We start from the raw sequence: 23799 nt of genomic DNA, 5'->3' as shown, positions 1-23799 counted from the left end.
CGCGCTGAATACTCGTCAACAAGGGCCGTGGAGAGGGCTAGGGTGATCGCACAACGATAAGAAGGCTGACGCGATGACCGCCATGACTCCGTGCCTGGATCGCCCCGGATTTCTCCCCAGGCTTGCTTCCCATCATCAGCCGCGCGCGCGTCTGTGCCAGCCATTGCTTGAGTCGCAGGCACGGGTCCGGCTGATTTGCGCGCCCGCCGGCAGCGGCAAAACCGCGCTATTCACCGAGTGCCTGCTTAAGGCCCCGGCAGGCTGCGAGACGATCTGGTTACCGCTGGCCGGCGTGGCGCTCAGCCGTACAGAATTCTGCCAGCGACTGACCCGCGCGCTCGGGCTGAGTGAAGACCTTGGCGAGGCGCGGCTGTTGGGGACGCTGGCGGCGTGGTCCAGGCCTGCCTGGCTGTTTATCGATGACTACAGCCGTCTGCCGAATCCGGCGCTGGATGCTCTGCTTGATCTGCTACTGACGGCCAGCAGCCCGGCGCTGATCTTCTGGATCAGCAGCCGGCGTCGGCCACAGTGCAACTGGCCGCGCTTGTTGCTGGATGACGAGCTGTACGAATGCGAGCGCGCCAGCCTGGCCCTGACGCAAGATGAAGTTACCTCGGTGTTGCACCACTTGCCGCCAGAGCAGGCTGCCCGCGTCGCGGCCGGTATTCTCCAGAGCACCGGCGGCTGGTGCGCCGGTGCGCGCATGGCGCTGCTGCAAAAGTGCGACTGGGCGCAACACCTTCAGCCCCGGCAGCGTGTCGATACATTGCTCGATTATCTGCAACACGAACTGTTCGCCAGCCTGACGCCGGAGCAAGCCGAAGCATGGCGTGTGCTGGCTCATTTGCCGCGCTTCAACGCGCCGCTGTGTGAACACCTGTTTGGCGCCGGAGAGGGCGCGCAGCTGCTGCACGATCTGCAAGTACTCGGATGTTTTATCGAACCCTGGCACGAGGCGGGCGACTGGCTGCAGGTGTTCCCGCCATTGTCGCGAATCATGCAGGCGTCGCATTGGCCGTGCGCGCGCTCCTGGCATCGGCGAACCTGCCAATGGTTGACCGCGGCGCAGGATTGGCGGGCGGCCTTCGAGCAGGCGTTGCTGGCCGAAGAATACGAAACTGCCGTGAGCCTGTCGCAGCACCTGAGCTGTGAAGACCTGTATGAAGACCAGACGGTTGTCCTGTTGTTGCGATTACATGAGCACCAGAGCCAGGAGCTGACCCTGATGACCCCGCACTTGATCGGGCTGGTCACTGGCGCCTTGCTCTTTGCCGGTCGTTTCGAACAGGCCGCACACTGCATGGCTCACCTGTCACGCTTCATGCCACAGCCTGCGGCGCAGCTGGAACAGCAACTGCTGGCGCGCTGGCAGGCGCAACAAGGGTGGCTTTTGCACTTGCAAGGGCGTATGGCAGCGGCGCGCGCCTGCTTTCAGGAGGCGTTGGCCGCGTTGGCGCCCGATGCCTGGCAGGCGCGTGTGTTGTGCCTGTCGGGACTGACCCAGCAAGCATTACTGTGCGGTGAACTCGATCAGGCCCATGCCATCAACCGCGAGGCCTTGTGCCTGGCGCGTGCTCAGGGCTCCTTGCTGTTCGAGGCGGTGCTTGAACTTGACCATGCGCAATGGCTTGAACAGCGCGGAGCCCCTGTGCGGGCTGAAAGTCTGCTCATGGATATCGAGCAGTTACTGCGTCAGCGCAGGGTCGTCCCCACGCCGTTGCTTGGCCGCATTGCTTTACGGCGAGGGCGGCTGGCGCTGTGCATGGGGCGCGAAGAGCGGGCTGCGCAGTTGTTCACCCAAGGCCTTGAAGCTTGCTTGCGCAGTGCCGACAAGCGCGTGTTGTATGGTTATCTGGGCCAGGCTCAACTGGCGGGTAATCGCGGCGATTACGCCGGTGCGTTCGAACGCTTGCGTGAGGCCGAGAGGGTCATGCAGCAGCGACAGATTCCCGATACGGTCTATCGCGGCGTCGTGCTGCAAATCAGTAGCCAGTTCTGGTTGCAGCAAGGCCGACCGCAGCTGGCGCATGAGGCGTTGGCACGGCTGCTACGGCATTACCGCGGTCCGTCTGCGCTCCAGGCGCCACCCGCGACGTTCGAACTGATCACCCGTGTCGAATACCTGTTGGCCTGCGCCAGTGCGCAATTGAATCCAGACGAAAACGCTCTCCCGACTCTGGAACGGTTATTGGAGCAGGCCCAGGCCAAGGGCTTGCTGACCATGGAAACGGAATTACTGCTGGCCGCTGTGCAACTGGCAGAGTTGAACGGCGATAGCGCCTTGGCACAACAGGCATTGCAGCGGGCTCGAATGCTGGTTGAGCGCTGTCATTTGCATCAAGCCATGCGCGAATGGCAGTTACGCCGAGGCAGTGCTGGCACAGAGTCCGTCACGGCTGTTGCGGCGCCGCAGTCCGAGAGCAGTAAGCTGGCGCCGTGCCTGAGTCGCCGTGAGTGCGAAGTACTGATGTTGATTGCCCAAGGCGCATCGAATCAGCAAGTTGCAGAGCAACTTTTCATTTCCTTACATACAGTCAAGACCCACGCCCGGCGAATCAACGGGAAGTTGGGTGTGGAACGCCGGACCCAGGCGGTGGCGAAAGCAAAAGCCATGGGCATACTGGATTGAGATTGTTTGAAGTTAGTAGTCAGTAGTAATGAAAGGCTGTATGTCTTTTTGTTGTGCATGCTTTGTAAAGTATTTGGGCTTCTTGCTAACTAAAAAAGTAATTACCTTGCAACTATCTGCAGTGGCTGCAAACGCAGCTCTGGATAGTAAGGCAGGATATTGCATGAGTAAGTTATTCAAAAGTTTGATGCGTGACACAGTAGGTGATCAAGTCACGTGGACAGAGGAGTGGGAGAAGGCAAGCCGGGCAAAGGCCGAACTTTTTGCAATTATCGACGCGATGCCGAGCGTGCACGATATCTTGCGTAATATGCTTGAAGCGGAATTGAAGCGCTTGGGTAAAAGTGTTGATATCGATAAGGTATATATCAATACGGACCCTGCTTTTGAGCCCAGTGATAACCGTCCGTCGGGCTCTCTTTGGCAGGTGACGCTTTATTGCGTGGACAATAATGTTACCCCCGGCTACATCATGGGCGGTGACGGGGTATTTGTGCTGCCGGACACGTTGGACGATCAATTCAAAGTCAGCGGGCTCACTATTTTTGTTGTCGAAGATCTGATCGCGGCAGTGACTGCCGGACTGGAAAAAACGCTGCGAGCCGAGATCGGGAAGTTTTGGGCGGCAGCGGTTAAATCCATACGCTCTGAAGCGCTATCGCTGACCAACAAGCAGGCGTTTATTCAGGCGTACGCTTCGGTGGCAAGTGCAGAGCTATCGCTGTCGGTCATGGCCAACAATTTCGATGCCCACTGGGGCGAGCGATTCGCTTCTCTGCTCGACGCGGAGACAGGCCGCGGAATGTTTGAAGTCAGCCTGCAACCACGACGGGATTATCTCGATTCGCTCCAGCCCTGTTTCGTTCTCGACAACGCTGAGCGCCCGGATGCAGAGATGAAACTGCTCAATGAGTCGACTTGCTACCTCATGCACACGCCTGAGAACGGCTTTGAGTTTTTTGAGAAAAACACCGACTTGCATCGCCAGCTGCAGGCTCGATTGTCCTTGCAAAGCAACCAGATCAACTACCCAAAAGCCATGCAGAATCCCCATGCCTACTGTGTTGAGGTTCATCTCAAAGGTCAGTTGGAGAGCGTATCGTTACTCTCCAATAGCCGTGATCAACTGGAAACCACGCTGACTTCCGTGCTGCAGGATAATCAAGGCATGCAGGTGCTGCGTTACGGTATCAACACCCGCTTTTATTTGCTGTGGGCGGCATTGAAACGGACGGAGTGGCCGCTTTGGCTGAAGCAGGCGAACGCTGATGTACAAGTACGCTACACCGAACTTGAGGCATCGAAAGATCAATATCTGGTCGATTATCAAAGCGCATCCGAGGCGTGCTTTTCGTTTAAAGATTATGTGCAGCGTACGTTTTCGGAGTGGGCCGACAGGGTGCTGGGTGAACAACTGGACCCACAATCCATCACCGTGCGGAGCTCGTACACCCTGCAAATCGCAGGCCGCACCATTGACCACGAAGAAACCCGAACGCTGACCGAGTTCATTGTTTTCGGTCTGCATGATAACGGTTATCGCGCCAGTCTCAGCATCACAGGCGTACCCAGCGCAAGCCGGCTGACGCCCGCTGCGCTTGAGCAATGGTTGGTGCAGCGCAATCTGCGTCTGGATTTTGTCAGCGATCTTGCATCGTCTCCTTCTGTTGCATATCAGCAAGCCTATCGTGATTATTTCTTCGGTCAGATGCAGTTCGAGTTGTTTGTTGCTCGACACTCAGGTGACCTTACCGACACTGACGCCAGGATTATTGCCCGGGCAATGGCCAGTGATTCGTCGGTTGCCATTCACGGATTGAAAATCAGGCTACAAGCGCCAGCCTTGAAAGATGTACTTGTTTTCACCGCAGAAGGGTACTCGGGGTGTCTGCTGTTCTTGCGCAGTCCTGAAGGTCCGTTCAAGCTGCACAAGTTCGCCGACGTTTTTGCCATGAACCGCTGGATTGAGGCTGCGTTGTCCGCAAGCCGCGAATACGCAGCATTATTGGTTCACCCGGAGTATTTGCATGACGCAGGCGTCTTGCTCAATGGCACCGGCGCTAAACTGAGCTATCGGTACGAACTGGATACCACACTGGCCAATCTCGACCTCGATGCCAAAACACCATTGGTTGATTATGTAAACGTCGCTTACCGGGCCGAGGTTGCCCAACACAAGGCAATTGCGCCGACAGGTTATCGGGCGCTGGGGTTTCAAGGTCGCATGCGCTATTCCCGGTTGACCACTGAACTCAAGGCTCTTTCAACCGTCGATGCACGAGACAACGGTTTTCCATCGTTCGAGCAGTTCACCCATGATGCAGTGAAAGCTCAGATTGAAGAAATTTTGCGCACTCGTGGGAGCGACGTTACTGTTGATCCTGATCGGATTATTGTTCAGACCGAAACGTTTCGTAAGAGCGTTACCGATCTCTTGCTTGAAGGAATCGCGTTTGAGGCGGTCGCTCCCGCCTACGAAACCAAATACAGCCCGAAATATTATTTGCTGAGTAATCACCCGGCGGTGGACAAGCTGGATATTCGTGATCTGTCTTCGCTGTCGAAAACCTTTCGACCCGGCGATAGATATACCGCGATGCTGAAAGAAAAGTTCCAGAACAAGGCGCATCCTGACTACGTATTCATACGTGCTGTACATGCGCGGAAAATCCGCTGTGAAATGCACCTGAATGCAGTCGCCGATTTTGTTGGCGGCAAGTTATCGTCCGAGATTTTTTCTGCTGTTCAGCAGGTGATCGATAGCCTGAAAGAGAGCGGCGCTTATCAGCCGATTGCGAACGATATCTCTGAAGGCGACGTGGGTTTATATAAATTCAACATCGGTTCGCTCGGTTTGACGACGGCTTGGGATCGCACGGTAGGGGGCGTTTATATATTCCGCGTGAAACGGACCTCGGGCTTTATGAACTTGCTCTATACACCCGACGCGCCAGATCTTGTCAGTTTCCGGCCAATCGCAGAATTCGTTCCCTCGATTCGCTTTCGATTCGGACCCTTCAGGGAGTATTACAGCAAGCGAATATTGCTCACCGATCAGAAGGTGATCAACGACTATTTCGACAACCTTGTCGCAACCGTGGACAGCAAACCGCAGATCGGGACGCAGAATCGCGCGAAGCTGCCGGATCTCTACACCTTCCATGATGAGCGGGTGCGGCGGGTATTGAGTGATATCGACGAGCGCACTACCAGTTTGAATGAATTGATTGCCGGTCTTGTCTACGACAATCTATTGAAAGCTGCGAATATCGTCAGTTTGCTGGTGCCTCCGGTGGGAACGGTTGTAGTCGCCGTCCAGATGATGAAAAGCATCTATGACGCCTCGCAGTCGCACAGGCGAGGTGATTATGCCGCTGCACTGGGGCATGTAAAAGAAACCCTGACCGGACTGTTGACGCTGGGCAAGGCAGCGGCGGCGGGTGCGCCCGTCAAAGAAATCACCCATGCCCAACGCTCGTTTCTCAGTCTGTTTGAAGACGCGCGCACGGTCGCCGAACTGGTTACCTATTACACTGGCCAGGAAGAACCCAAGGAGATGTTGATCGAGTTCTTCAAGACATTAATGGAGGGCGCCGAGTACGGGCTGAGTAAAACAACGGTGCGTTGATCGTTACTGAGCACTTACGCGCTCGTTTACTCATTCGATACGCTGCTGTTCATACCCCATTCGCCAACTTACGGCCCGCGTCGCCGCCAGCAACCGCTGCGCCGCCGGGCCGTTTTCGTCGGCGTGAAACAGCGAGGTCGGGCCGACGATGGTCAGCACGGCGGCGATCTGCCCGACCGCGTTGAACACCGGTGCCGAGAGCGCATCCACACCCGGCATTAACAAACCATGTACATGATGCAGACCGCGTTCGCGGATCTGCTGACACAGCGCTGTATAGGCTTTTTCGTCTTTGAGCGGATGTTGCGCAACGGTGATCTCCTGCTCGCGCAGTTCATCGGTTTCCCGGTGCGGCAGGTAAGCACTGAACACCAGCCCCGTGGAAGAGCTGAGCAACGGCAGCACCGACCCCAACTGCGTCACTACCGTCACTGCACGCACCGCCGGTTCGATGTGCACAACGGTTGCGCCCTGATTGCCCCACACCGCGAGGAAGCAGGTTTCGTTGAGTTCATCGCGCAGATCGGACAAGGGCAGGGCGGCGACTTTCACCACGTCCATGCTATTGAGTGCGGCCAGACCCACGCGCAGCGCCTCGCGGCCGAGACCGTAGTGGTTGGTGGCGGCGTTTTGCTCGGCAAAACCCGAGGCAATCAACGCCTGCAAATAGCGATGCACCTTGCTCGCCGGCATCTGTACGTGTTCGGCCAGGCGCGACAGCGAAGTGGACGGCGACAACTCGGCCAGGGCCTTGAGGATGTCGGTGCCGACTTCGGCGGAGCGGACTTTTTGTTTGCCGTTGCTGTCGCTGGTTTTTTCCATGGGGCTGGCGGGTTCCGGTTCGAATGGGCGTCTTTATAGCTTGACGCTGGATAGCGAGCAAATTACGTTATGCGTAATCAAATTACGATAATAACAACCCCGGCGTGCCGAAACCTCTGAGCCAGAGCGATGGGCCACTGCCGACTCCCTGTTCAGGAGGCTCCATGAACCTCGATTCAACCGCGCAGGACCTGGCTTATCAGTCCGGGTTCGGCAACGAATTCAGCACTGAAGCGTTGCCCGGCGCGCTGCCCGTTGGCCAGAACTCCCCGCAAAAAGCTCCTTACGGTCTCTACACCGAACTGTTCTCCGGCACCGCATTCACCATGGCCCGCAGCGAAGCGCGGCGCACCTGGATATACCGGATCCAGCCGTCGGCCAATCACCCGGCATTCGTCAAACTGGAGCGGCAACTGGCGGGAGGGCCGTTGGGTGAAGTGACCCCCAATCGTCTGCGCTGGAATGCGCTGGACATCCCTGCCGCGCCAACCGATTTTGTCGACGGCCTGGTGAGCATGGCCGCTAACGCCAGCGCCGAAAAACCGTCCGGCATCAGCATCTACAGCTATACCGCCAATCGATCAATGGAGCGGGTGTTTTTCAACGCCGACGGTGAAATGCTGTTGGTGCCACAACTGGGTCGTCTGCGCATCGCCACCGAACTGGGTGTGCTGGAGGTGGCGCCGCTGGAAATCGCCGTGCTGCCACGCGGGCTGAAATTTCGTGTCGAATTGCTCGACCCACAGGCGCGCGGCTACCTCGCCGAAAACCACGGTGCGCCGCTGCGCCTGCCGGATCTGGGGCCAATCGGCAGTAATGGCCTGGCCAATCCGCGGGATTTCCTGACGCCGGTCGCGGCCTACGAAAACCTCCAGCAACCGACCACTCTGGTGCAGAAATTCCTCGGTCAGCTATGGGCAACCGAACTCAATCATTCGCCACTGAACGTGGTCGCCTGGCACGGCAACAACGTGCCGTACAAATACGATCTGCGCCGTTTCAACACCATCGGCACGGTCAGTTTCGATCACCCGGACCCGTCGATCTTCACCGTGCTGACCTCGCCGACCAGCGTGCACGGTCTGGCCAATCTCGACTTCGTGATCTTCCCGCCGCGCTGGATGGTCGCCGAAAACACCTTCCGGCCGCCATGGTTCCACCGCAACCTGATGAACGAATTCATGGGCCTGATTCAGGGCGAATACGACGCCAAGGCCGAAGGTTTCGTGCCCGGTGGCGCCTCGCTGCACAGCTGCATGAGTGCCCATGGCCCGGACGGCGAAACCTGCACCAAAGCAATCAATGCCGAGCTCAAGCCCACGAAGATCGACAACACCATGGCCTTCATGTTCGAGACCAGCCAGGTGCTGCGCCCAAGCCGCTTCGCCCTCGACTGCCCACAACTGCAACCCGATTACGACGCCTGCTGGGCCACGCTGCCCGCCACGTTCGACCCGACCCGGAGATAACCCATGACTCAGCCTTCCATTACCCGCAGTTGGGTCGCTTCGGCCAACGGCCACAGTGACTTCCCGCTGCAGAACCTGCCGCTGGGGGTGTTCAGCATCAACGATTCAGCGCCGCGCGCGGGCGTGGCGATTGGCGAACATATCTTCGATCTGCAAGTAGCGCTCGAGGCCGGTCTGTTCGATGGCGTTGCGCGCAGCGCCGTCGAAGCCATGCGCGGAGGGCAGTTGAACGCGTTCTTCGAACTGGGCCGTGCGGCGCGTGTTGCCCTGCGCTCGCGCCTGCTCGAACTGTTCAGCGAAGGCAGTACCCTGCGTGGCAACATCGAAGCACAAGGCGCGAAACTGCTGCCGCTGGCTGCCGATTGCCAGATGCACCTGCCGGCCCGGATCAGCGATTACACCGACTTCTACGTTGGTATCGAGCACGCGCAGAACGTCGGCAAACTGTTCCGCCCGGACAATCCCCTGCTGCCCAATTACAAGCACGTGCCGATCGGTTATCACGGTCGGGCCTCCACCGTGCGAGCCTCCGGCACCGCGGTGCGTCGACCGAAAGGCCAGACCCTGCCGGCCGGCCAGAACGAGCCGACTTTCGGCCCCTGCGCGCGCCTGGACTACGAGCTGGAGCTGGGCATCTGGATCGGCCCGGGCAACGAGATGGGCGAGCCGATCGCCATCGGCGATGCGGCCGAGCACATTGCCGGTTTCTGCCTGCTCAACGATTGGTCGGCCCGCGACATCCAGGCCTGGGAGTACCAGCCGCTGGGGCCGTTCCTGTCGAAGAGTTTCATCACCAGTGTCTCGCCATGGGTGGTCACGGCCGAAGCGCTGGAGCCATTCCGCACGGCGCAGCCGGCGCGCCCCGAGGGCGATCCGCAGCCGCTGCCCTACCTATTCGACAAGCGTGATCAGGACGGTGGCGCCTTCGACATCGAACTGGAAGTGCTGCTGCTCACCGAAGCCATGCGCGAGCAAAATCTGCCGGCCCATCGCCTGACCCTCAGCAACACTCGCTACATGTACTGGACTGTCGCGCAAATGGTCGCGCATCACAGCGTCAACGGATGCCAGTTGCAGGCCGGCGACCTGTTTGGCTCGGGGACCTTGTCCGGCCCTGAAAACGGTCAGTTCGGCAGCCTGCTGGAAATCACCGAGGGCGGTAAAAAGCCTATCGAATTGGCCTCCGGCGAGGTGCGCAAATTCCTTGAAGACGGTGACGAAATCATCCTGCGAGCGCGTTGCGCCCGTGACGGCCATGCCTCGATCGGCTTCGGCGAATGCCGTGGCACCGTGATCGCGGCGCGCTGAAGGAGCCGCTCATGGATCTCTATACCTACTACCGCTCGACCTCGTCTTACCGCGTGCGAATCGCGCTGGCGCTCAAGGGCCTTGATTATCAGGCGTTGCCGATCAACCTGATCGCGCCGCCGGGTGGCGAGCATCGGCAAGCGGCGTACCTGGCGATCAATCCACAGGGCCGGGTGCCGGCCTTGCGCAGCGATGACGGCGAATTGCTGATCCAGTCACCGGCGATCATCGAGTACCTGGAGGAGCGTTATCCACAGGTGCCGTTGTTGCCGGACGATCTGGTGGCGCGTGCGCAGGTGCGCGGTGTCGCGGCGGTGATCGGCTGCGACGTGCACCCACTGCATAACGTCAGCGTGCTCAATCGCCTGCGTCAGTCGGGGCACGACGAAGCGCAGGTGACGGCGTGGATCGACCACTGGATTACCCAAGGGCTGGGGACGGTGGAGCAATTGATCGGTGACAGCGGTTTCTGTTTCGGCGAGTGGCCGTGCGTGGCGGACGTGTACCTGATCCCGCAGTTGTACGCGGCTGAGCGGTTTAATGTGAGCCTCGACCATTATCCGAAAATCCGCCGGGTCGCCGCGCTCGCGGCCGAACACCCCGCATTCATCAAGGCCCATCCCGCCAACCAGCCCGACACCCCGAGATAACCCTGCAGGAGATAACCCTTTAGGAAATAACCCTGTTGAAGATAACCCTGTGGGAGCGAGCCTGCTCGCGAAGAACGCTAACGCGGTCAGTCAGACCGAGGCGTCCGCTTCGCGAGCAGGCTCGCTCCCACATTGGGCTTGCACAACAGTATTTCAGTGGACGACGGAGTTGGGCGGCAGGTGGCCGAGTCGTTCGGTCAGGCGCAGGCGCTGGATCGGATCGTCACTGAGCAGCAACGCATGCTCCAGGTCGAAGCGTTCGGCATTCGGGCAATCAAGGCGTTGATACAGACTGGCCCGGGCCAGATAGTCGGCGGCAGTGGCGTCGCCCAGTTCGAGTACGCGCTCGGCGTCGATCAGGGCGGCGATGAAGTTATCGTGGGTCAGGTGTAGCTGGCGCAGGTTGCGCGACAGGCGCTGGAGCATCTGCACCGGTGTCGCGGTCAGCAGGTGCTCGGCTTTTAGTTGCAGGTTCGGCCCGTACTGGCGCTGCAACAGTTCACGACAGTCATTGGGGTACAGGCGGCGCCCACCGCAGGGATCGAGCAGGTGATCGGCACCGGGTACGCGCAGCAGGAAATGCCCGGGAAAGTTGACCCCGACCAGCGGTATTTCCAGGCCGCGGGCCAGCTCCAGCGCAATCAGCGCCAATGCCAACGGCTGGCCACGTTGCGTCTCTAACACGCGATGCACCAGCGCCGCCTGTGGGCGCAGCGGCAGGAAGTCGTCCTGAGCAAATCCCAGATCGACCATGCGGCGCAGCAGCGGTTGCGCCAGTTCGCTGACCGGCAGCATTGGCAACCCGTAACTGATCCGTTGTTGCAGTGCCTTGAACGCTTGCAGCAGTGCTTGCGGTTCCACCGCTTTGTCGTGCTCGGCGGCGATCCACAGCGCGGCTTCCAGCAGCGCCGGCGGCGAACGGTGCAGACACTCGAAAAAACCTTGGCGCGGACTCATCGAAATCTCCCTCGAATGCCTCGTTTTAGCCCCGTCCGTGGCGTTCGTCCAGTCGCCGGCGGCGTGGCATGCCGGATATGCCGCAAAGGCAGTTTGTGCAGGGTCGCTTATTCCGGCGCGCTCCAGCAATTTTCAGGGGCAAGCCTATACTGGCGTTCTACAAGAAGTGATTCGGGAGCCCGATGATGTTCGCTCTCATGCAAAGCACTCGCCTGGAATCGCTGCACCTGAGCGTGGACCCGGTCTCCGGGTTGAAGGCGGTCATTGCCATCCATAACAGCCGTCTCGGGCCAGCCCTGGGCGGATGTCGTTACCTTGCCTATCCCGATGACGAATCAGCCGTCGAGGACGCCATTCGCCTGGCCAAGGGTATGAGCTATAAAGCGGCGCTGGCCGGTCTGGCACAGGGCGGTGGAGTCGCGGTGATTGTGCGCCCGGTCCATGTAGAAAACCGTGGAGCGTTGTTCGAAGCATTCGGCCGCTGCATCGATCAGCTCGATGGCCGTTACATTACCGCCATCGACAGCGGCACCTCGGTGGCCGACATGGATTGCATCGCCCAACAGACGCAATACGTCACCAGCACCACTTCCGCGGGCGACCCTGCGCCCCACGCGGCGATGGGCGTGTTCACCGGCATTCGCGCCACGGCCATGGCGCGGCTGGGCAGCGATAACCTCGAAGGGTTGCGCGTGGCGATTCAGGGCCTGGGTAATGTCGGCTATGCGCTGGCCGAGCAACTGCACGCGGCCGGGGCCGAGCTGCTGGTCAGCGACATCGACCACGGCAAGGTGCAATTGGCGATGGAGCAACTCAACGCCCACCCGATTGCCAATGATGCGCTGCTCAGCACGCCCTGCGACATTCTTGCGCCCTGCGGCCTGGGCGGTGTGCTCAACAGCCACACAGTCGCGCAACTGCGCTGCTCGGCCGTGGCCGGCTCGGCGAACAATCAACTTTCGCATCTTGATGTGGCTGACCAACTGGAGCGGCGCGGCATTCTCTATGCGCCGGATTATGTGATCAATGCCGGCGGCCTGATCTACGTCTCGCTGAAACATCGCGGTGAAGAATTGCCGACCATTACCGCGCACCTGTCGAAAATCAGTTCGCGATTGACCGAAGTCTTCGCCCACGCGCAAGCAGAAAAGCGTTCGCCGGCGCGGGTGGCAGACGAGTTGGCCGAGAAGGTTTTGTATCGATAAATGTCAGGCATCAAAAAGGCCCTGAGCGTTTCGACTCAGGGCCTGTTCAATTCGGGCTTCGATTACTTCGCTGCCTTTGCCGCTTTGACCGGTTTCACCGGTGCTTCTGCCGCTTCAGCCTCGTCCGCTTTCTCGACCGGTTCAGCCGGTGCGTTGATCAGCTCCGACAGCGCATCGGGCTGGCTCTTGAACGCCCGGGCGAACACATCGCGATTCTTCGCCATGTAGATCCCGGCTTCTTCCACTTGCTGTTCAGTCAAGGACGGAACGGCTTTTTGCAGCACATCGGCCAGATATTCGGCCAGTTCGAGCATTTTGTCATGACGGTCAGCTTCGGCTTTATCCATGAACAAGCGCTCCAGATCTCGGCTGCTGCGGTATACCACTTCGACGGCCATTCACCACCTCACATGCCTTCACGTTAAGTTGTCTTGACGACTACTGTATCCATATACAGCGAAAAGGATAAGCGAATCCCTGCGCCATGGGTAGTGGCTTTTCAATGTAGACCGGATTTTCGGTTTGTCAGGGGGCGTGTCATTGGCATTCGCGAGCAGCCTCGCTGCCACAGGCGGTGCGACCAAACGCCACGGCGCGGGATCTGCAACGGATCGCCATGATGCATGGCCCTGAATCTGCATGAAAAAATCGCAGAAGGGCCTATGCGCAAAACCGTCACGTCCAACACGCATCATCCGCTCGAATCGGGCTAAGGAACATCATCGTGAGAATCAACTGGGCCGAGAAACTGCGGCAAAACGTGCACCAACTGGCCGAGTCCCTGGGCAACCTGTTCGTCGAAACCTTTCACTACCTGGCGCTGTTCGCCATCGGTGCGGTGACGGCGTGGGCGGCAGTGATGGAGTTTCTCGGGATGCTCGAGGAAGGCCACATCAAGATCGATGACATCCTGTTGCTGTTCATCTATCTGGAATTGGGCGCGATGGTCGGGATTTATTTCAAGACCAACCACATGCCGGTGCGCTTCCTGATCTACGTGGCCATCACCGCGCTGACCCGTCTGCTGATTTCCAATGTCTCGCACCACAACCCGCCGGACATGGGCATCATTTACCTGTGCGGCGGGATTTTGCTGCTGGCCTTCGCCATCCTTGTGGTGCGTTACGCTTCGTCGCAGTTCCCTTCGGTGAAGATTGAAAAACCGCAACGCAAACTGGGCGCCGGTTCCAGCGAACATCCCGAAGTCGAAAAAGGCGAGCTTTAAAGGCCCGCCGCCTGACCCGGCGGGCCTTTGGTTCGAGGCGGCGGCGGGGTGAGCCCGGCGCCGCTGGTCATGGCTTCGAGAATCGTCATGGCGCTGTGGCCCTGCTCGATGGCGATGCCGAACTGGATGCTCTGCACCAGCCGTTTCAACCTTTCCGGATCGTTGCGCTGTTCGGCGCTGATCATGCGTTTGGCCACGATTCGGCCGCTGTTGGACAGGGTCAGCATGATGCTGCCGTCCAGACCCTGAATGCTCAGGTTGATTTGATAGTCCGGCGCGAAGGCATCGGTAATGATCTGAAATGGGTTGTCCATGATGCGTCACCGCCTGATTGAACGTGCAGTTGTTGACCGGCCATGATCCGATTTGGTTCGCCAAACCGGATCACCGGCATTCCGTGGCCTGTAGCGTTGCTTCATGTGGGGGGCTGTCGAAGGCTGCGATCTTTTGCGCTTGGCTGTGTTGATTTCGATCAGTGAATGAAATCAGTGCAGTCATTCGGTGCTCCAGCAGGGAAGTAGCAAGGGCTGTGCCGAGAAAATTGTCGAACAATGAACACGGGCATGAAAAAGGCGAACCGCCAAGGTTCGCCTTTTTTATCTGGCCTGTTTCAGGGCAGAAATGAGTAGATGATCGCTGACAGTGCAATGAGGCCGATCAGCACCACAAACAGGTTGGATACCTGGCCCGAATACTGGCGCAAGGCCGGCACGCGGCGGATGGCGTACATCGGCATCAGGAACAACAGGCAGGCAATCACCGGGCCGCCGAGGGTCTCGATCATCCCCAGAATGCTCGGGTTGAACGTGGCTACGGCCCAGCAACTGAGGATCATGAACAGCGCGGTGGCGCGGTTCAGCCAGCTCGCCGACATCACCCGGCCACGGCTGCGCAGGCTTTTGACGATCAGGCCCTGAAAGCCTTCGCTGGCGCCGATGTAATGGCCGAGGAAGGATTTGGTGATTGCCACCAGCGCGATCAGCGGTGCGGCATAAGCGATGACCGGTGTCTGGAAGTGGTTGGCCAGGTACGACAGGATCGAAATATTCTGCGCTTTCGCTGCCGCCAGATCCGCCGGTGACAGCGCCAGCACGCAACTGAAGCAAAAGAACATCACCGTGACGACCATCATGCCGTGGGCCATGGCGAGGATGCCGCTGCTTTTGCGTTCGGCCTGCGCGCCATAACGCTGTTTCTGATCGACAGCGAAGGCGGAAATGATCGGCGAATGGTTGAACGAGAACACCATCACCGGGATCGCCAGCCACAGTGTCTTGAGGAATACCGACAGCGGCATGGCCTCCTGAGCGCTGGCGAAGAAGGCGCCGTTCCAGTTCGGGATCAGGCTGAACGCCAGCAGCAGTAAGGCCGCGACAAACGGATAAACCAGCACGCTCATGGCTTTGACGATGACACGCTGGCCGCAACGCACGATAACCATCAGACCGAGGATCAGCGCCAGCGACAAGATTGCCCGTGGCGGCGGGGCGATCTGCAATTGGTGTTCGAGGAAACTGCTCAGGGTGTTGGTCAGCGCCACGCTGTAGACCAGCAGGATCGGGAAGATCGCAAAGAAATACAGCAGCGTGATCAATTTGCCGGCGCCGATGCCGAAGTGTTCTTCAACCACTTCGGTGATGTCCCCGGAGCGTCCGGACAACACGAACCGCGTCAGGCCCCGGTGCGCGAAGAAGGTCATCGGGAAGGCCAGCACGGCCAACAGCAGTAACGGCCAGAATCCACCGACTCCGGCATTGATCGGCAGGAACAAGGTGCCGGCACCGATGGCGGTGCCGTACAGACCCAGCATCCAGGTGGTGTCGAATGTGCTCCAGCCCTTGTCGGCCGTTTCTGTCTTTTCTGTGCGCGGTACAGCGGGATTTTCGGCAGCAGGTGTACGTACATCGGTCATCGGTATCGCCTCGTTATTATTCTTGCTCGGGCTCACGTGTTACGGACGGCAGGGGACGCTCCTCAGCACTCCACCCAGCTCACGGCCAGGCCGCCCCGTGAAGTCTCTTTGTATTTGTCGTGCATGTCGGCGCCGGTGTCGCGCATGGTGCGGATCACCCGGTCGAGGGAAATGAAGTGGTTGCCGTCGCCGCGCAGGGCCATTTGCGTGGCATTGATGGCTTTCACCGCAGCAATGGCATTGCGCTCGATACACGGCACCTGAACAAGACCGCCGACCGGGTCGCAGGTCAGGCCCAGGTTATGTTCCAGGCCGATTTCGGCGGCGTTTTCCAGTTGTTCCGGGGTGGCGCCAAGTACGTCGGCCAAGCCTGCGGCGGCCATGGCACAGGCCGATCCGACCTCACCCTGACAGCCGACTTCGGCGCCGGAGATAGAGGCATTCTTCTTACACAGAATGCCGACGGCGGCCGCGCCGAGAAAGAACGCGACGACGTCATCCTCCGACGCATCCGGATTGAATTTCATGTAGTAATGCAAAACCGCCGGAATGATCCCTGCGGCACCGTTGGTCGGCGCGGTCACCATGCGCCCGCCGGCAGCGTTTTCCTCGTTGACGGCGAGGGCGAACAGGTTGACCCACTCCATCGCCGACAGCGTCGAACTGATGACATTCGGTTTGCCGATTTCCAGCAGGCTTCGGTGCAGTTTCGCCGCACGACGCGGAACATTCAGGCCGCCGGGGAGGATGCCTTCGTGGCGCAGGCCTTGTTCGACGCACTCGCGCATCACTGACCAGATGTGCAAAAGGCCTTGGCGAATCTCGGTATCGCTGCGCCACGCCCGCTCGTTAGCCATCATCAGCTCGGACACGCGCAGATTGTGTTTTTTACACAGCGAGAGCAGTTCGGCGGCGCTGGAAAAGTCGTAAGGCAGCACCACGTCACTGGCCGGCGCGACGCCGGATTCGGCTTCGGCCGCTTCAATGATGAAACCGCCGCCCACCGAGTAGTACGTTTGCTCGCACAGCTTCGCGGTTTCGCCAAAGGCTGTCAGAGACATGGCGTTGGGATGGTAGGGCAGGCTCTCGTCCAGCAGCAGGAGATCGTTTTGCCAGTTGAAGGCAATCGAGTGCTGGCCGGCCAGGCGAAGTTGACCGTCCTCGCGCAGTTGCCGGATGCGCGGATCGATGGTCGACGGATCGATGCTGTCCGGCCATTTGCCCATCAATCCCATGACTGTGGCGCGGTCAGTCGCATGGCCGACGCCGGTAGCCGACAGCGAGCCGTACAGACGGATTTCCACACGCCGTACGTCGTTGAGCAAATGTTGATCAATCAAGGCCTGGGCAAACGTTGCGGCGGCGCGCATCGGGCCGACGGTGTGGGAACTGGACGGACCGATGCCGACTTTGAATAGATCGAAAACGCTGATAGCCATGCTAAACCCTGACAAGCAATGGAAGAGGAATCGCTGCCATTTTTTGTAGGACAAGCGCAATGTCGGCGATACTGCCTGCCTCGGTCCTACGTGACCAACGAAATTTCCTAAGAAAGCCTTTAGCAGGACTAAACAATGAGTCGTCAATTGCACGCGCAGACCTACGTCTGGCTGCAGGTGTTTTCCTGTGCCGCGCGGCACCTGTCGTTCACCCGTTGCGCGCAGGAGTTGCACATCACCCCGGGCGCGGTCAGCCAGCAAATCCGCCAGTTGGAAGAGCGCCTGGGTTTCCGGCTGTTCCATCGACGGGCACGCGGCGTGGAGCTCAGTGCAGAAGGGCAGCGGCTGGCGATGACGGTCAACGAGGCTTACGGCAGTATCGATGCCGAACTGCGCCGGCTGGACGCGGGCATGATCAGCGGGATTTTGCGGGTGCGTTCGATTCCGTCGTTCCTCAGCAAGTGGCTGACCCCGCGCTTGCCGCGCCTGCAACAGCGCTACCCGGACATCCAGTTGCGCCTCGTGGCGGAGGACAGCAGCGTGCCGTTGCACGAGGGCGATTTCGATCTGGCGATCGACCTGAACGATGGCAGCTATCCGGGATTGTTATCCACAGCCTTGCTTGATGAGCAGATCTTTCCGGTGTGCGCGCCGAGCCTGTTGCGCGGACGACCGCCACTGCACGGGCCGGCGGATCTGGGGCATTTTCCGTTGCTGCACGACATCACCGCCTGGCGCGGCAGTTACGAATATGCGGAATGGGAATTCTATTTGAATGCGATCGGTTTCGAGGGCGCCGATGTCCGGCGTGGTCACACTTTCAACCGCAATCACTTGACCATCGAAGCCGCCATCGCCGGCATGGGCGTGGCGATCGCACGACGTACCTTGCTCAACGATGAACTGGAACGCGGCACGCTGATGGTGCCGTTCGGGCTGTCCGTGCCCAATCACAAACGCTATGTGTTGCTGTATGCGCCGGGGGCGTTGAGCCATCCGGGCGTGCGTGCGGTGCATGACTGGGTGGTAGAAGAGGCGGGCATTTTTCGCAGTTTGCACCCGCTGAATGACGGGCAGTCATGAGCAGATTTTGCCAAGAGGCGAGGCGACCCGACTCCCGACCTTACCAGCGCTTCGCTCGGTTGTCCGGCTTTTTTTGCGAATGAATATTTATCTTTTTTCAGGGGTTGAAATGTTCGCCGCTCGGGCCGATTGTTGTAATCAAGGGGTCACGAAATCCTGTTCCAGGCCCCTTGCGAGCTAGCTGAAATAAGGGATGAACTATGCAAATCCAAGTCAACAGCGATAACCATATTCAAGGCAGTAAGCGACTGGAGGAGTGGGTACGTACAACTATTGAGAGCACGCTCGAACGTTATGAAGAAGACCTGACCCGTGTCGAAGTTCACCTGAGCGACGAGAACGGTGAGAAACCAGGTCCCCATGACTTGCGCTGCCAACTGGAAGCGCGGCCAAAAGGCCACCAACCGATTTCCGTGACCCATAAAGCCGATTCGCTGGAACAGGCGATCGACGGCGCTGCCGAAAAACTCGAGCACGCCCTGGAACACCATTTCGGCAAAAAACGAGGCAAACCACGCGCCGCCATCGTGCCATTCGAGCGCAAAGCGAATGACCGGTTGCTGGAGGAAGAATTTCTCGAGAACGAACAGGCAGCGATCAACAGTTGATGCGCTGATTTCATAAGCCACCCCAATGAGAACGGGCCTGCGATTGCAGGCCCGTTTTTGTTTTTTGCGGCTGGATTTAGAGTCTGGCGTGATAAAGCAGACCCTCACCCCAGCCCTCTCCCAGAGGGAGAGGGGGCCGAACTCGATTGCTTTCAAAACTTGAGTTCGGCTCGATATCTCATGTCGGCGTAACTCGCTAAAACAACGCGGTCAGTCCCCTCTCCCTCCGGGAGATGGCTAGGGTGAGGGCGCTTTTCGATTCGCTGCAATTCTTATGATCTGTTCCAGCACATCGTCCATTTGCTCATCACTTCGAGATTGCTGAAACGTACGACTTCAATACCCTTTTGATTCAAATAACCCGTCCGGCGCCGGTCATGGATCACTCCCGGCGATTCATGGTGTTGGCCGCCATCAAGCTCGATCGCCAACTTCAGCTCGGCACAGTAAAAATCGAGCACATAGGGCGGGCAGGGATACTGACGACGAAATTTCAGATTGGCGATTTGCCGGGCGCGAAGCTTTTGCCAGAGCAGGAGTTCGCAGTCGGTTTGTTTGACGCGTAGCTGGCGGGCGAATCGGGTGAGGGTGGGGCGATTTTGCATGCTTCACGGTCCTTGTGAAGTGGTTTGATATTTAACTGTAGCCCAGAACCCTCACCCCAGCCCTCTCCCGGAGGGAGAGGGAGCCGACCACGTTGTCAGCGGGATGTATATCGACCTGACATACCGCGTCGATCATGGATTCAAAATAGTACTCTCAGATCGACACATCTTTGAAATTCCCCCCAATCAGTCCCCTCTCCCTTTGGGAGAGGGTTAGGCGGGCGGCGTTCCGATGAGGGGCTGTTGACGTTGATTTTTTCGGTCTCAGAACGCCACAGACGTCTGCACATAAACCGTCCGCGGTTCCCCCACATACTTGCCCTTGTTGTTGTCATCGAACGAGCGCGTGAAGTACTGCGTGTTGAAGATGTTCTTCACCCCCACCGCCACGTTCAGATCCGACAGCTGCGGCCCGAAGTCATACCCGGCGCGGCTGCTGAACAGCATATAACCGGGGATCTTGCCGGTGCTGCCATCCGCACTTTCTCTGGACGTGTTGGCGTTGTCGGCAAACTGGTCGCTCTGGAAGCTGCTGTCCAGATTCAGTTTCCATGGCCCTTCAGTATAACCGACGCCAACCGTGCCTTTGTGTTTAGAGGAAAACGGCACGCGGTTGCCCTTGTTCGGTCCGTCTTCGCGGATGGTTGCGTCGACGTAGGCGTAGCTGGCGTAGACGTCGAAGCCGGCCAGCGCCGGGCTCAAGTCATCCAGTGCATAGTTGACACTGGTCTCGATGCCCTGATGCCGGGTCTCGCCACGGGCGATCACCGAGTCGTTGGTCTGGTTGCTTTCGTACTGGTTGTCGAAGTTGATCAGAAACGCGCCGATTTCCGCCCGCAGCGCACCGTTGTCGTAACGCGTGCCGAGTTCCCAGGTGCGCGCTTTTTCCGGTTTCACTTCACCGCTGGTGACGCGGTTGGGCATCTGGCTGTATTGCACGCTGCCGAACGAGCCTTCGGTGTTGGCGTACAGGTTCCAGCTGTCGTTCAGGTGATAAAGCACATTCAGCGCCGGTAGCGCAGTGTTGTAGTCGCCCTTGTATTTGACGTTGGTCAGGTTGTTGGTCTGCTGCGACTCGATCATTTCGTAGCGCACGCCGGGGGTGATGGTCCATTTGCCGATATCGATGCGATCATCGACGAAGAACGCATTGGCTTCGGTGCCGCCACGGGTGTCGCGGTCGTTGCGACTGCTGGTGGTCGGGTATTCGTTGGCGCTGATCGGCGTGCGATAACGCAGTTCGTGGCCGGCCTCGTTGATGTAGCGGTAGCCGACGCCGACTTCATGGCTGCTCGAACCGAGGTCGAAGCCCTGGGCGAAACGGGTTTCCAGACCGCGCACCCAATATTCGCGCGGAGACAGCGAAAGGAATGTGCCCTGATCGAGATAACCGCTGCGCAGCGTCTTGGTGAAGAAGGTGTTGGCGGTGAACTCGCGGCGATCCTCCTGATAGCGATAACCGAAGTTGAACATCGTCCGGCGACCCCAGAACTGGTCTTTCGGGCGCGTCGACTGATACGGATCGGCATCGTAGTCGGCAACGTTCAAACCGCCGGGCATGTCGGCCTTGCCCTCGTAATACTGGGCCATGGCGTTGAAGCTGTTGGCCTCGTCGAGCTGGTATTTGCCCTTGAGAATCAGGTCGTCGATCTCGGTATCGCTGTGTTCACGCCAGTCGCCGCCGCGTGTGCCGGAATACAGCAATGCGCCGCCCAGACCATTGGCATTGGTACCGCCGGCCAGCAGGTTGGCGCTGGTCTTGAAACCGTCATGGCTCGACGATGGACTGGTTTCGGTCTGGAAGCCGCCCTTGACCGTTGGTTCGTCGGGAATCGCCCGAGTCACGAAGTTGACCACGCCGCCGACGTTCTGCGGGCCGTAACGCACCGCACCGCCGCCACGCACCACATCCACCGCATCCATGTTGCCCATGCTGATCGGTGCAAACGACAACTGCGGCTGACCGTACGGCGCGAACGGCACCGGGATGCCGTCCATCAGAACGGTCGAGCGCGCGGCAAGGCGCGGATTCAAACCACGGATGCCGAAGTTCAGCGCCATGTCATGGCTGCCGGTGCCGTTGTTTTCTGGTGCGTTAACGCCCGGAATGCGGTTGAGTACGTCGCGGGCCTGCGTCGCGCCCTGACGCTCGAATTCTTCGCGGCGGATCACATCGCGCGCGCCGGGGTGTTCGAAAACGTTGATCTGCGCCGCATCGCCAAGCCAGTCGCCGACGACTTTCGAGGTGTCCAGCTCCAGCGCCGCATCTGCCACCGGTTGCAGGCTGAACGCATTATTGCCCTCGGCGCGAGCTTGCAGGCCTGTGCCTTCGAGCAGGGCATCGAGGCCTTGTTGCGCGGTGTAATTGCCTTCCAGGCCTCGACTCTGTACGCCACTGGTGACTTGCGAGCCGAAGGAAATCAGCACGCCGGCTTCACGGCCAAACTGGTTGAGCGCAGTCTCCAGCGACGCGGGGGCGATGTGATAGACCTTGGTCTCGGCGGCCAGTGCGGCGGGCAGGGCGGTCAGACTCAGGCTGGCGCCGAGGACGAGATTGCGCAGGCTGCGGGCCAGTGGCGTAAGGCGGGTGGGCTGCATGTCGAATGATCCTGAGAAGGTGGAATCAAGGGGGCTTTCCTTCTCTGTCACGCCAGATCTGAAAAACGGCTCACTGTTTACGAATATTTTTCAGCGACTGCTGTTGTGGCGAGGGAGCTTGCTCCCGCCGGATCGCGCAGCGGCCCTTCTTTTCAAAACGGGCCTGCTACGCAGTCCAGCGGGAGCAAGCTCCCTCGCCACAATAATTTTTGCCTTACGCCCGGGCTTCGACGGTCACCCAATAGCGAGTAAAACGCTTCACTTTGACCGGAAGACTGATCTGCAGCAGGTCGAGAATCCGTTCGCTGTCATCCAAGGGGTACGTCCCGGAAATCAGCAGATCGGCGACTTGGCTATCGCAACTCAACTGGCCGCGACGGTAGCGGCCAAGCTCTTCGAGGAAATCGCCCAAGCGCATGTGCGCGGCGACCAGCATGCCGTCTGTCCAGGCTCCGCTGTTGGCATCCAGCGGTTTAGCCTCACTGACGGAGGTCGTGGTGAAATTCAGTTGGCGCGCGACTGGTAACAGCCGGGGAGCGCGTTGACTGGCGGTCAATTCGACTCGCCCTTCGAACAGCGCGACCTGCGTACGATCGGCAAACTGCCGGACATTGAGGCGCGCACCTTGGGTTTTCAGCACGCCTTGTGCCGTGCTTACTTCGAACGGTGTCGCAGCGCTCAAAAGCATTTCGCCCTCCAGCAGCCGAATCGACCGCCGCGCGGCATCGACATCGACCGAACTGGCGGTATTGAGTTGCAACGAATCGGCGCCACCCAGCGCAATCTTGCGCCGTTGCCCGACCGGCGTACGGTAATCGGCGAGCAGCGACGGCAGCGGCGTGTGCTCGCGCAGGCTCCAGGTCAATGCGGAACCGGCACCGACAATCAGCAGCAGTTTCAGCGCCTGCCGACGGCTGGCGGACTGTGGCCCGTTCAATGCCGCGTGGGCCAGCGGTGACGACACTCCGCGCAAGCGCTGGTTGACCCGTTGCATGTGTTCCCATGCCCGGCGGTGTTCGCTGTGCGCATCCAGCCATTGTTGCCAGGCCTGTTGCTGGCGCGGTGTAAGAGTGCCCTGCTGCATTTCCAGCAGCCAGTGCACCGCCTGTTCGGCGACCTGCGCGGAGAAATCCGGCGCGCGATTCACAGGGCGAAATAGCAGCGCATGGCCGCTTTGTTCAAATGGCGTTTGACCGTGGCCACCGAGATACCCAGTTCAGCGGCGATCTGTGGATACGTCAGACCATCGACCTGAGCGAGCAGGAAGGCGCGCTTGACCTGACGCGGCAAACCGTTGAGCAGCTCATCGAGTTCGGCCAATGTCTGCAGGATGATCGCTTTGTGTTCTTCCGACGGCGCGACCATCTCTGGCAGCTGCGCCAGCGTCTCGAGGTAGGCGCGCTCCAGATCCTGACGGCGGTAGTGATTGAACAACACGCGCTTGGCCAGGGTGGTGAGAAAGGCCCGCGGTTCGATGATGACAGGCGGCTCGCGCGCGGTGAGCACCTTGATGAACGTGTCCTGAGCCAGGTCCGCCGCGCTGTCCGGGCAGCCGAGCCGGCGCCGCAGCCAGCCGGTAAGCCAGCTGTGGTGGGCGTGGTAAAGCGATTCGACAGGATGGGCGGACGGCAACGAAATGACTCCGGACGCAATGCTTGCGT

At 59.4% G+C, this 23799-nt stretch carries 17 protein-coding genes and 2 pseudogenes; 9 read left to right on the top strand and 10 right to left on the bottom strand.

Translation table 11 applies throughout. The features are described 5' to 3' along the window. Positions 1-73: 73 nt before the first annotated feature. Both HU739_RS12955 and HU739_RS12950 read left to right on the top strand, forming a co-directional pair. The gene (locus tag HU739_RS12955) at positions 74-2629 is read left to right on the top strand and encodes a LuxR C-terminal-related transcriptional regulator (RefSeq protein ID WP_186547217.1); all 2556 of its coding nucleotides are present in this window, start codon (positions 74-76) and stop codon (positions 2627-2629) included. 163 nt (positions 2630-2792) lie between these two features. Next, the gene (locus HU739_RS12950) at positions 2793-6257 is read left to right on the top strand and encodes a dermonecrotic toxin domain-containing protein (protein ID WP_186547216.1); all 3465 of its coding nucleotides are present in this window, start codon (positions 2793-2795) and stop codon (positions 6255-6257) included. A 30-nt stretch (positions 6258-6287) separates the two neighbouring features. Here HU739_RS12950 and HU739_RS12945 read toward each other — a convergent pair whose 3' ends face one another. Next, positions 6288-7079 carry an IclR family transcriptional regulator gene (locus HU739_RS12945; protein ID WP_186547215.1) on the bottom strand — a complete coding sequence of 264 codons (792 nt, stop codon included), beginning with the start codon at positions 7077-7079 and terminating at the stop codon, positions 6288-6290. Positions 7080-7243: 164 nt separating this feature from the next. Here HU739_RS12945 and hmgA point away from each other — a divergent pair, with 164 nt between their 5' ends. From hmgA to maiA, 3 genes are read left to right on the top strand one after another with little or no spacing between them, the layout of a single operon-like run. Further along, positions 7244-8548: a homogentisate 1,2-dioxygenase gene (hmgA, locus tag HU739_RS12940; RefSeq protein WP_186547214.1), complete on the top strand. Its 1305-nt coding sequence runs from the start codon at positions 7244-7246 to the stop codon at positions 8546-8548. Between the two features lie 3 nt (positions 8549-8551). Then, positions 8552-9856 (top strand): fumarylacetoacetase, encoded by a 1305-nt coding sequence (gene fahA / locus HU739_RS12935; protein ID WP_186547213.1) that lies wholly within the window; start codon positions 8552-8554, stop codon positions 9854-9856. A gap of 11 nt (positions 9857-9867) precedes the next feature. Further along, the gene (gene maiA / locus HU739_RS12930; protein ID WP_186547212.1) at positions 9868-10506 is read left to right on the top strand and encodes a maleylacetoacetate isomerase; all 639 of its coding nucleotides are present in this window, start codon (positions 9868-9870) and stop codon (positions 10504-10506) included. Positions 10507-10659: 153 nt separating this feature from the next. Here maiA and HU739_RS12925 read toward each other — a convergent pair whose 3' ends face one another. Then, positions 10660-11463, bottom strand: a complete 804-nt coding sequence (locus HU739_RS12925; RefSeq protein WP_186547211.1) for a SirB1 family protein — start codon at positions 11461-11463, stop codon at positions 10660-10662. Positions 11464-11648: 185 nt separating this feature from the next. Between HU739_RS12925 and HU739_RS12920 the strand changes: the two genes are divergently transcribed. After that, positions 11649-12668 (top strand): Glu/Leu/Phe/Val dehydrogenase family protein, encoded by a 1020-nt coding sequence (locus tag HU739_RS12920; RefSeq protein ID WP_186547210.1) that lies wholly within the window; start codon positions 11649-11651, stop codon positions 12666-12668. 143 nt (positions 12669-12811) lie between these two features. Here HU739_RS12920 and HU739_RS12915 read toward each other — a convergent pair. Next, a pseudogene (locus HU739_RS12915) lies at positions 12812-13066 on the bottom strand (YebG family protein); the annotation flags it as partial. A 326-nt stretch (positions 13067-13392) separates the two neighbouring features. Here HU739_RS12915 and HU739_RS12910 point away from each other — a divergent pair. Continuing rightward, entirely contained in the window at positions 13393-13893 is a 501-nt protein-coding gene (locus tag HU739_RS12910) for a phosphate-starvation-inducible protein PsiE (protein ID WP_186547208.1), read from the top strand. Here HU739_RS12910 and HU739_RS12905 read toward each other — a convergent pair. The 3 genes from HU739_RS12905 to HU739_RS12895 all read right to left on the bottom strand — a co-directional run bounded on the left by HU739_RS12905 (position 13890) and on the right by HU739_RS12895 (position 17244). Then, complete coding sequence (locus HU739_RS12905; protein ID WP_186547207.1) at positions 13890-14207, bottom strand: DUF3509 domain-containing protein; 318 nt, start codon at positions 14205-14207, stop codon at positions 13890-13892. The two genes, HU739_RS12910 and HU739_RS12905, sit on opposite strands and share 4 nt — an antisense overlap. Positions 14208-14503: 296 nt before the next feature. Then, entirely contained in the window at positions 14504-15805 is a 1302-nt protein-coding gene (locus HU739_RS12900; protein WP_186547206.1) for a serine/threonine transporter, read from the bottom strand. Between the two features lie 62 nt (positions 15806-15867). Further along, positions 15868-17244 carry an L-serine ammonia-lyase gene (locus HU739_RS12895; RefSeq protein WP_186547205.1) on the bottom strand — a complete coding sequence of 459 codons (1377 nt, stop codon included), beginning with the start codon at positions 17242-17244 and terminating at the stop codon, positions 15868-15870. A gap of 135 nt (positions 17245-17379) precedes the next feature. On the opposite strand from HU739_RS12895, the gene HU739_RS12890 reads away from it, so the two are divergent. Together HU739_RS12890 and HU739_RS12885 are read left to right on the top strand one after the other, a co-directional pair. Continuing rightward, positions 17380-18327 (top strand): LysR substrate-binding domain-containing protein, encoded by a 948-nt coding sequence (locus tag HU739_RS12890; RefSeq protein ID WP_186547204.1) that lies wholly within the window; start codon positions 17380-17382, stop codon positions 18325-18327. A 200-nt stretch (positions 18328-18527) separates the two neighbouring features. After that, positions 18528-18935: an HPF/RaiA family ribosome-associated protein gene (locus tag HU739_RS12885; RefSeq protein ID WP_186547203.1), complete on the top strand. Its 408-nt coding sequence runs from the start codon at positions 18528-18530 to the stop codon at positions 18933-18935. A gap of 237 nt (positions 18936-19172) precedes the next feature. On the opposite strand, the pseudogene HU739_RS12880 reads toward HU739_RS12885, so the two are convergent. The 4 genes and pseudogenes from HU739_RS12880 to HU739_RS12865 form a co-directional block, all read right to left on the bottom strand. After that, positions 19173-19540: pseudogene (locus HU739_RS12880) on the bottom strand (endonuclease domain-containing protein). A gap of 264 nt (positions 19541-19804) precedes the next feature. After that, positions 19805-22138 carry a TonB-dependent Fe(3+) dicitrate receptor FecA gene (gene fecA / locus HU739_RS12875; protein ID WP_186547202.1) on the bottom strand — a complete coding sequence of 778 codons (2334 nt, stop codon included), beginning with the start codon at positions 22136-22138 and terminating at the stop codon, positions 19805-19807. A gap of 214 nt (positions 22139-22352) precedes the next feature. Continuing rightward, positions 22353-23285, bottom strand: a complete 933-nt coding sequence (locus HU739_RS12870) for a FecR domain-containing protein (protein WP_186547201.1) — start codon at positions 23283-23285, stop codon at positions 22353-22355. Next, positions 23282-23770: a sigma-70 family RNA polymerase sigma factor gene (locus tag HU739_RS12865; RefSeq protein WP_186547200.1), complete on the bottom strand. Its 489-nt coding sequence runs from the start codon at positions 23768-23770 to the stop codon at positions 23282-23284. The genes HU739_RS12870 and HU739_RS12865 overlap by 4 nt, the downstream gene beginning before the upstream one ends. Between the last annotated feature and the right edge of the window lie 29 nt (positions 23771-23799).

Origin of the sequence: Pseudomonas hamedanensis (assembly GCF_014268595.2) — a bacterium.
In the GTDB taxonomy this organism is placed as follows: Bacteria; Pseudomonadota; Gammaproteobacteria; order Pseudomonadales; family Pseudomonadaceae; genus Aquipseudomonas; species Aquipseudomonas hamedanensis.
Note: the sequence above shows the minus strand (reverse complement) of the source record. Positions and strands in the feature narration are given on the sequence as shown.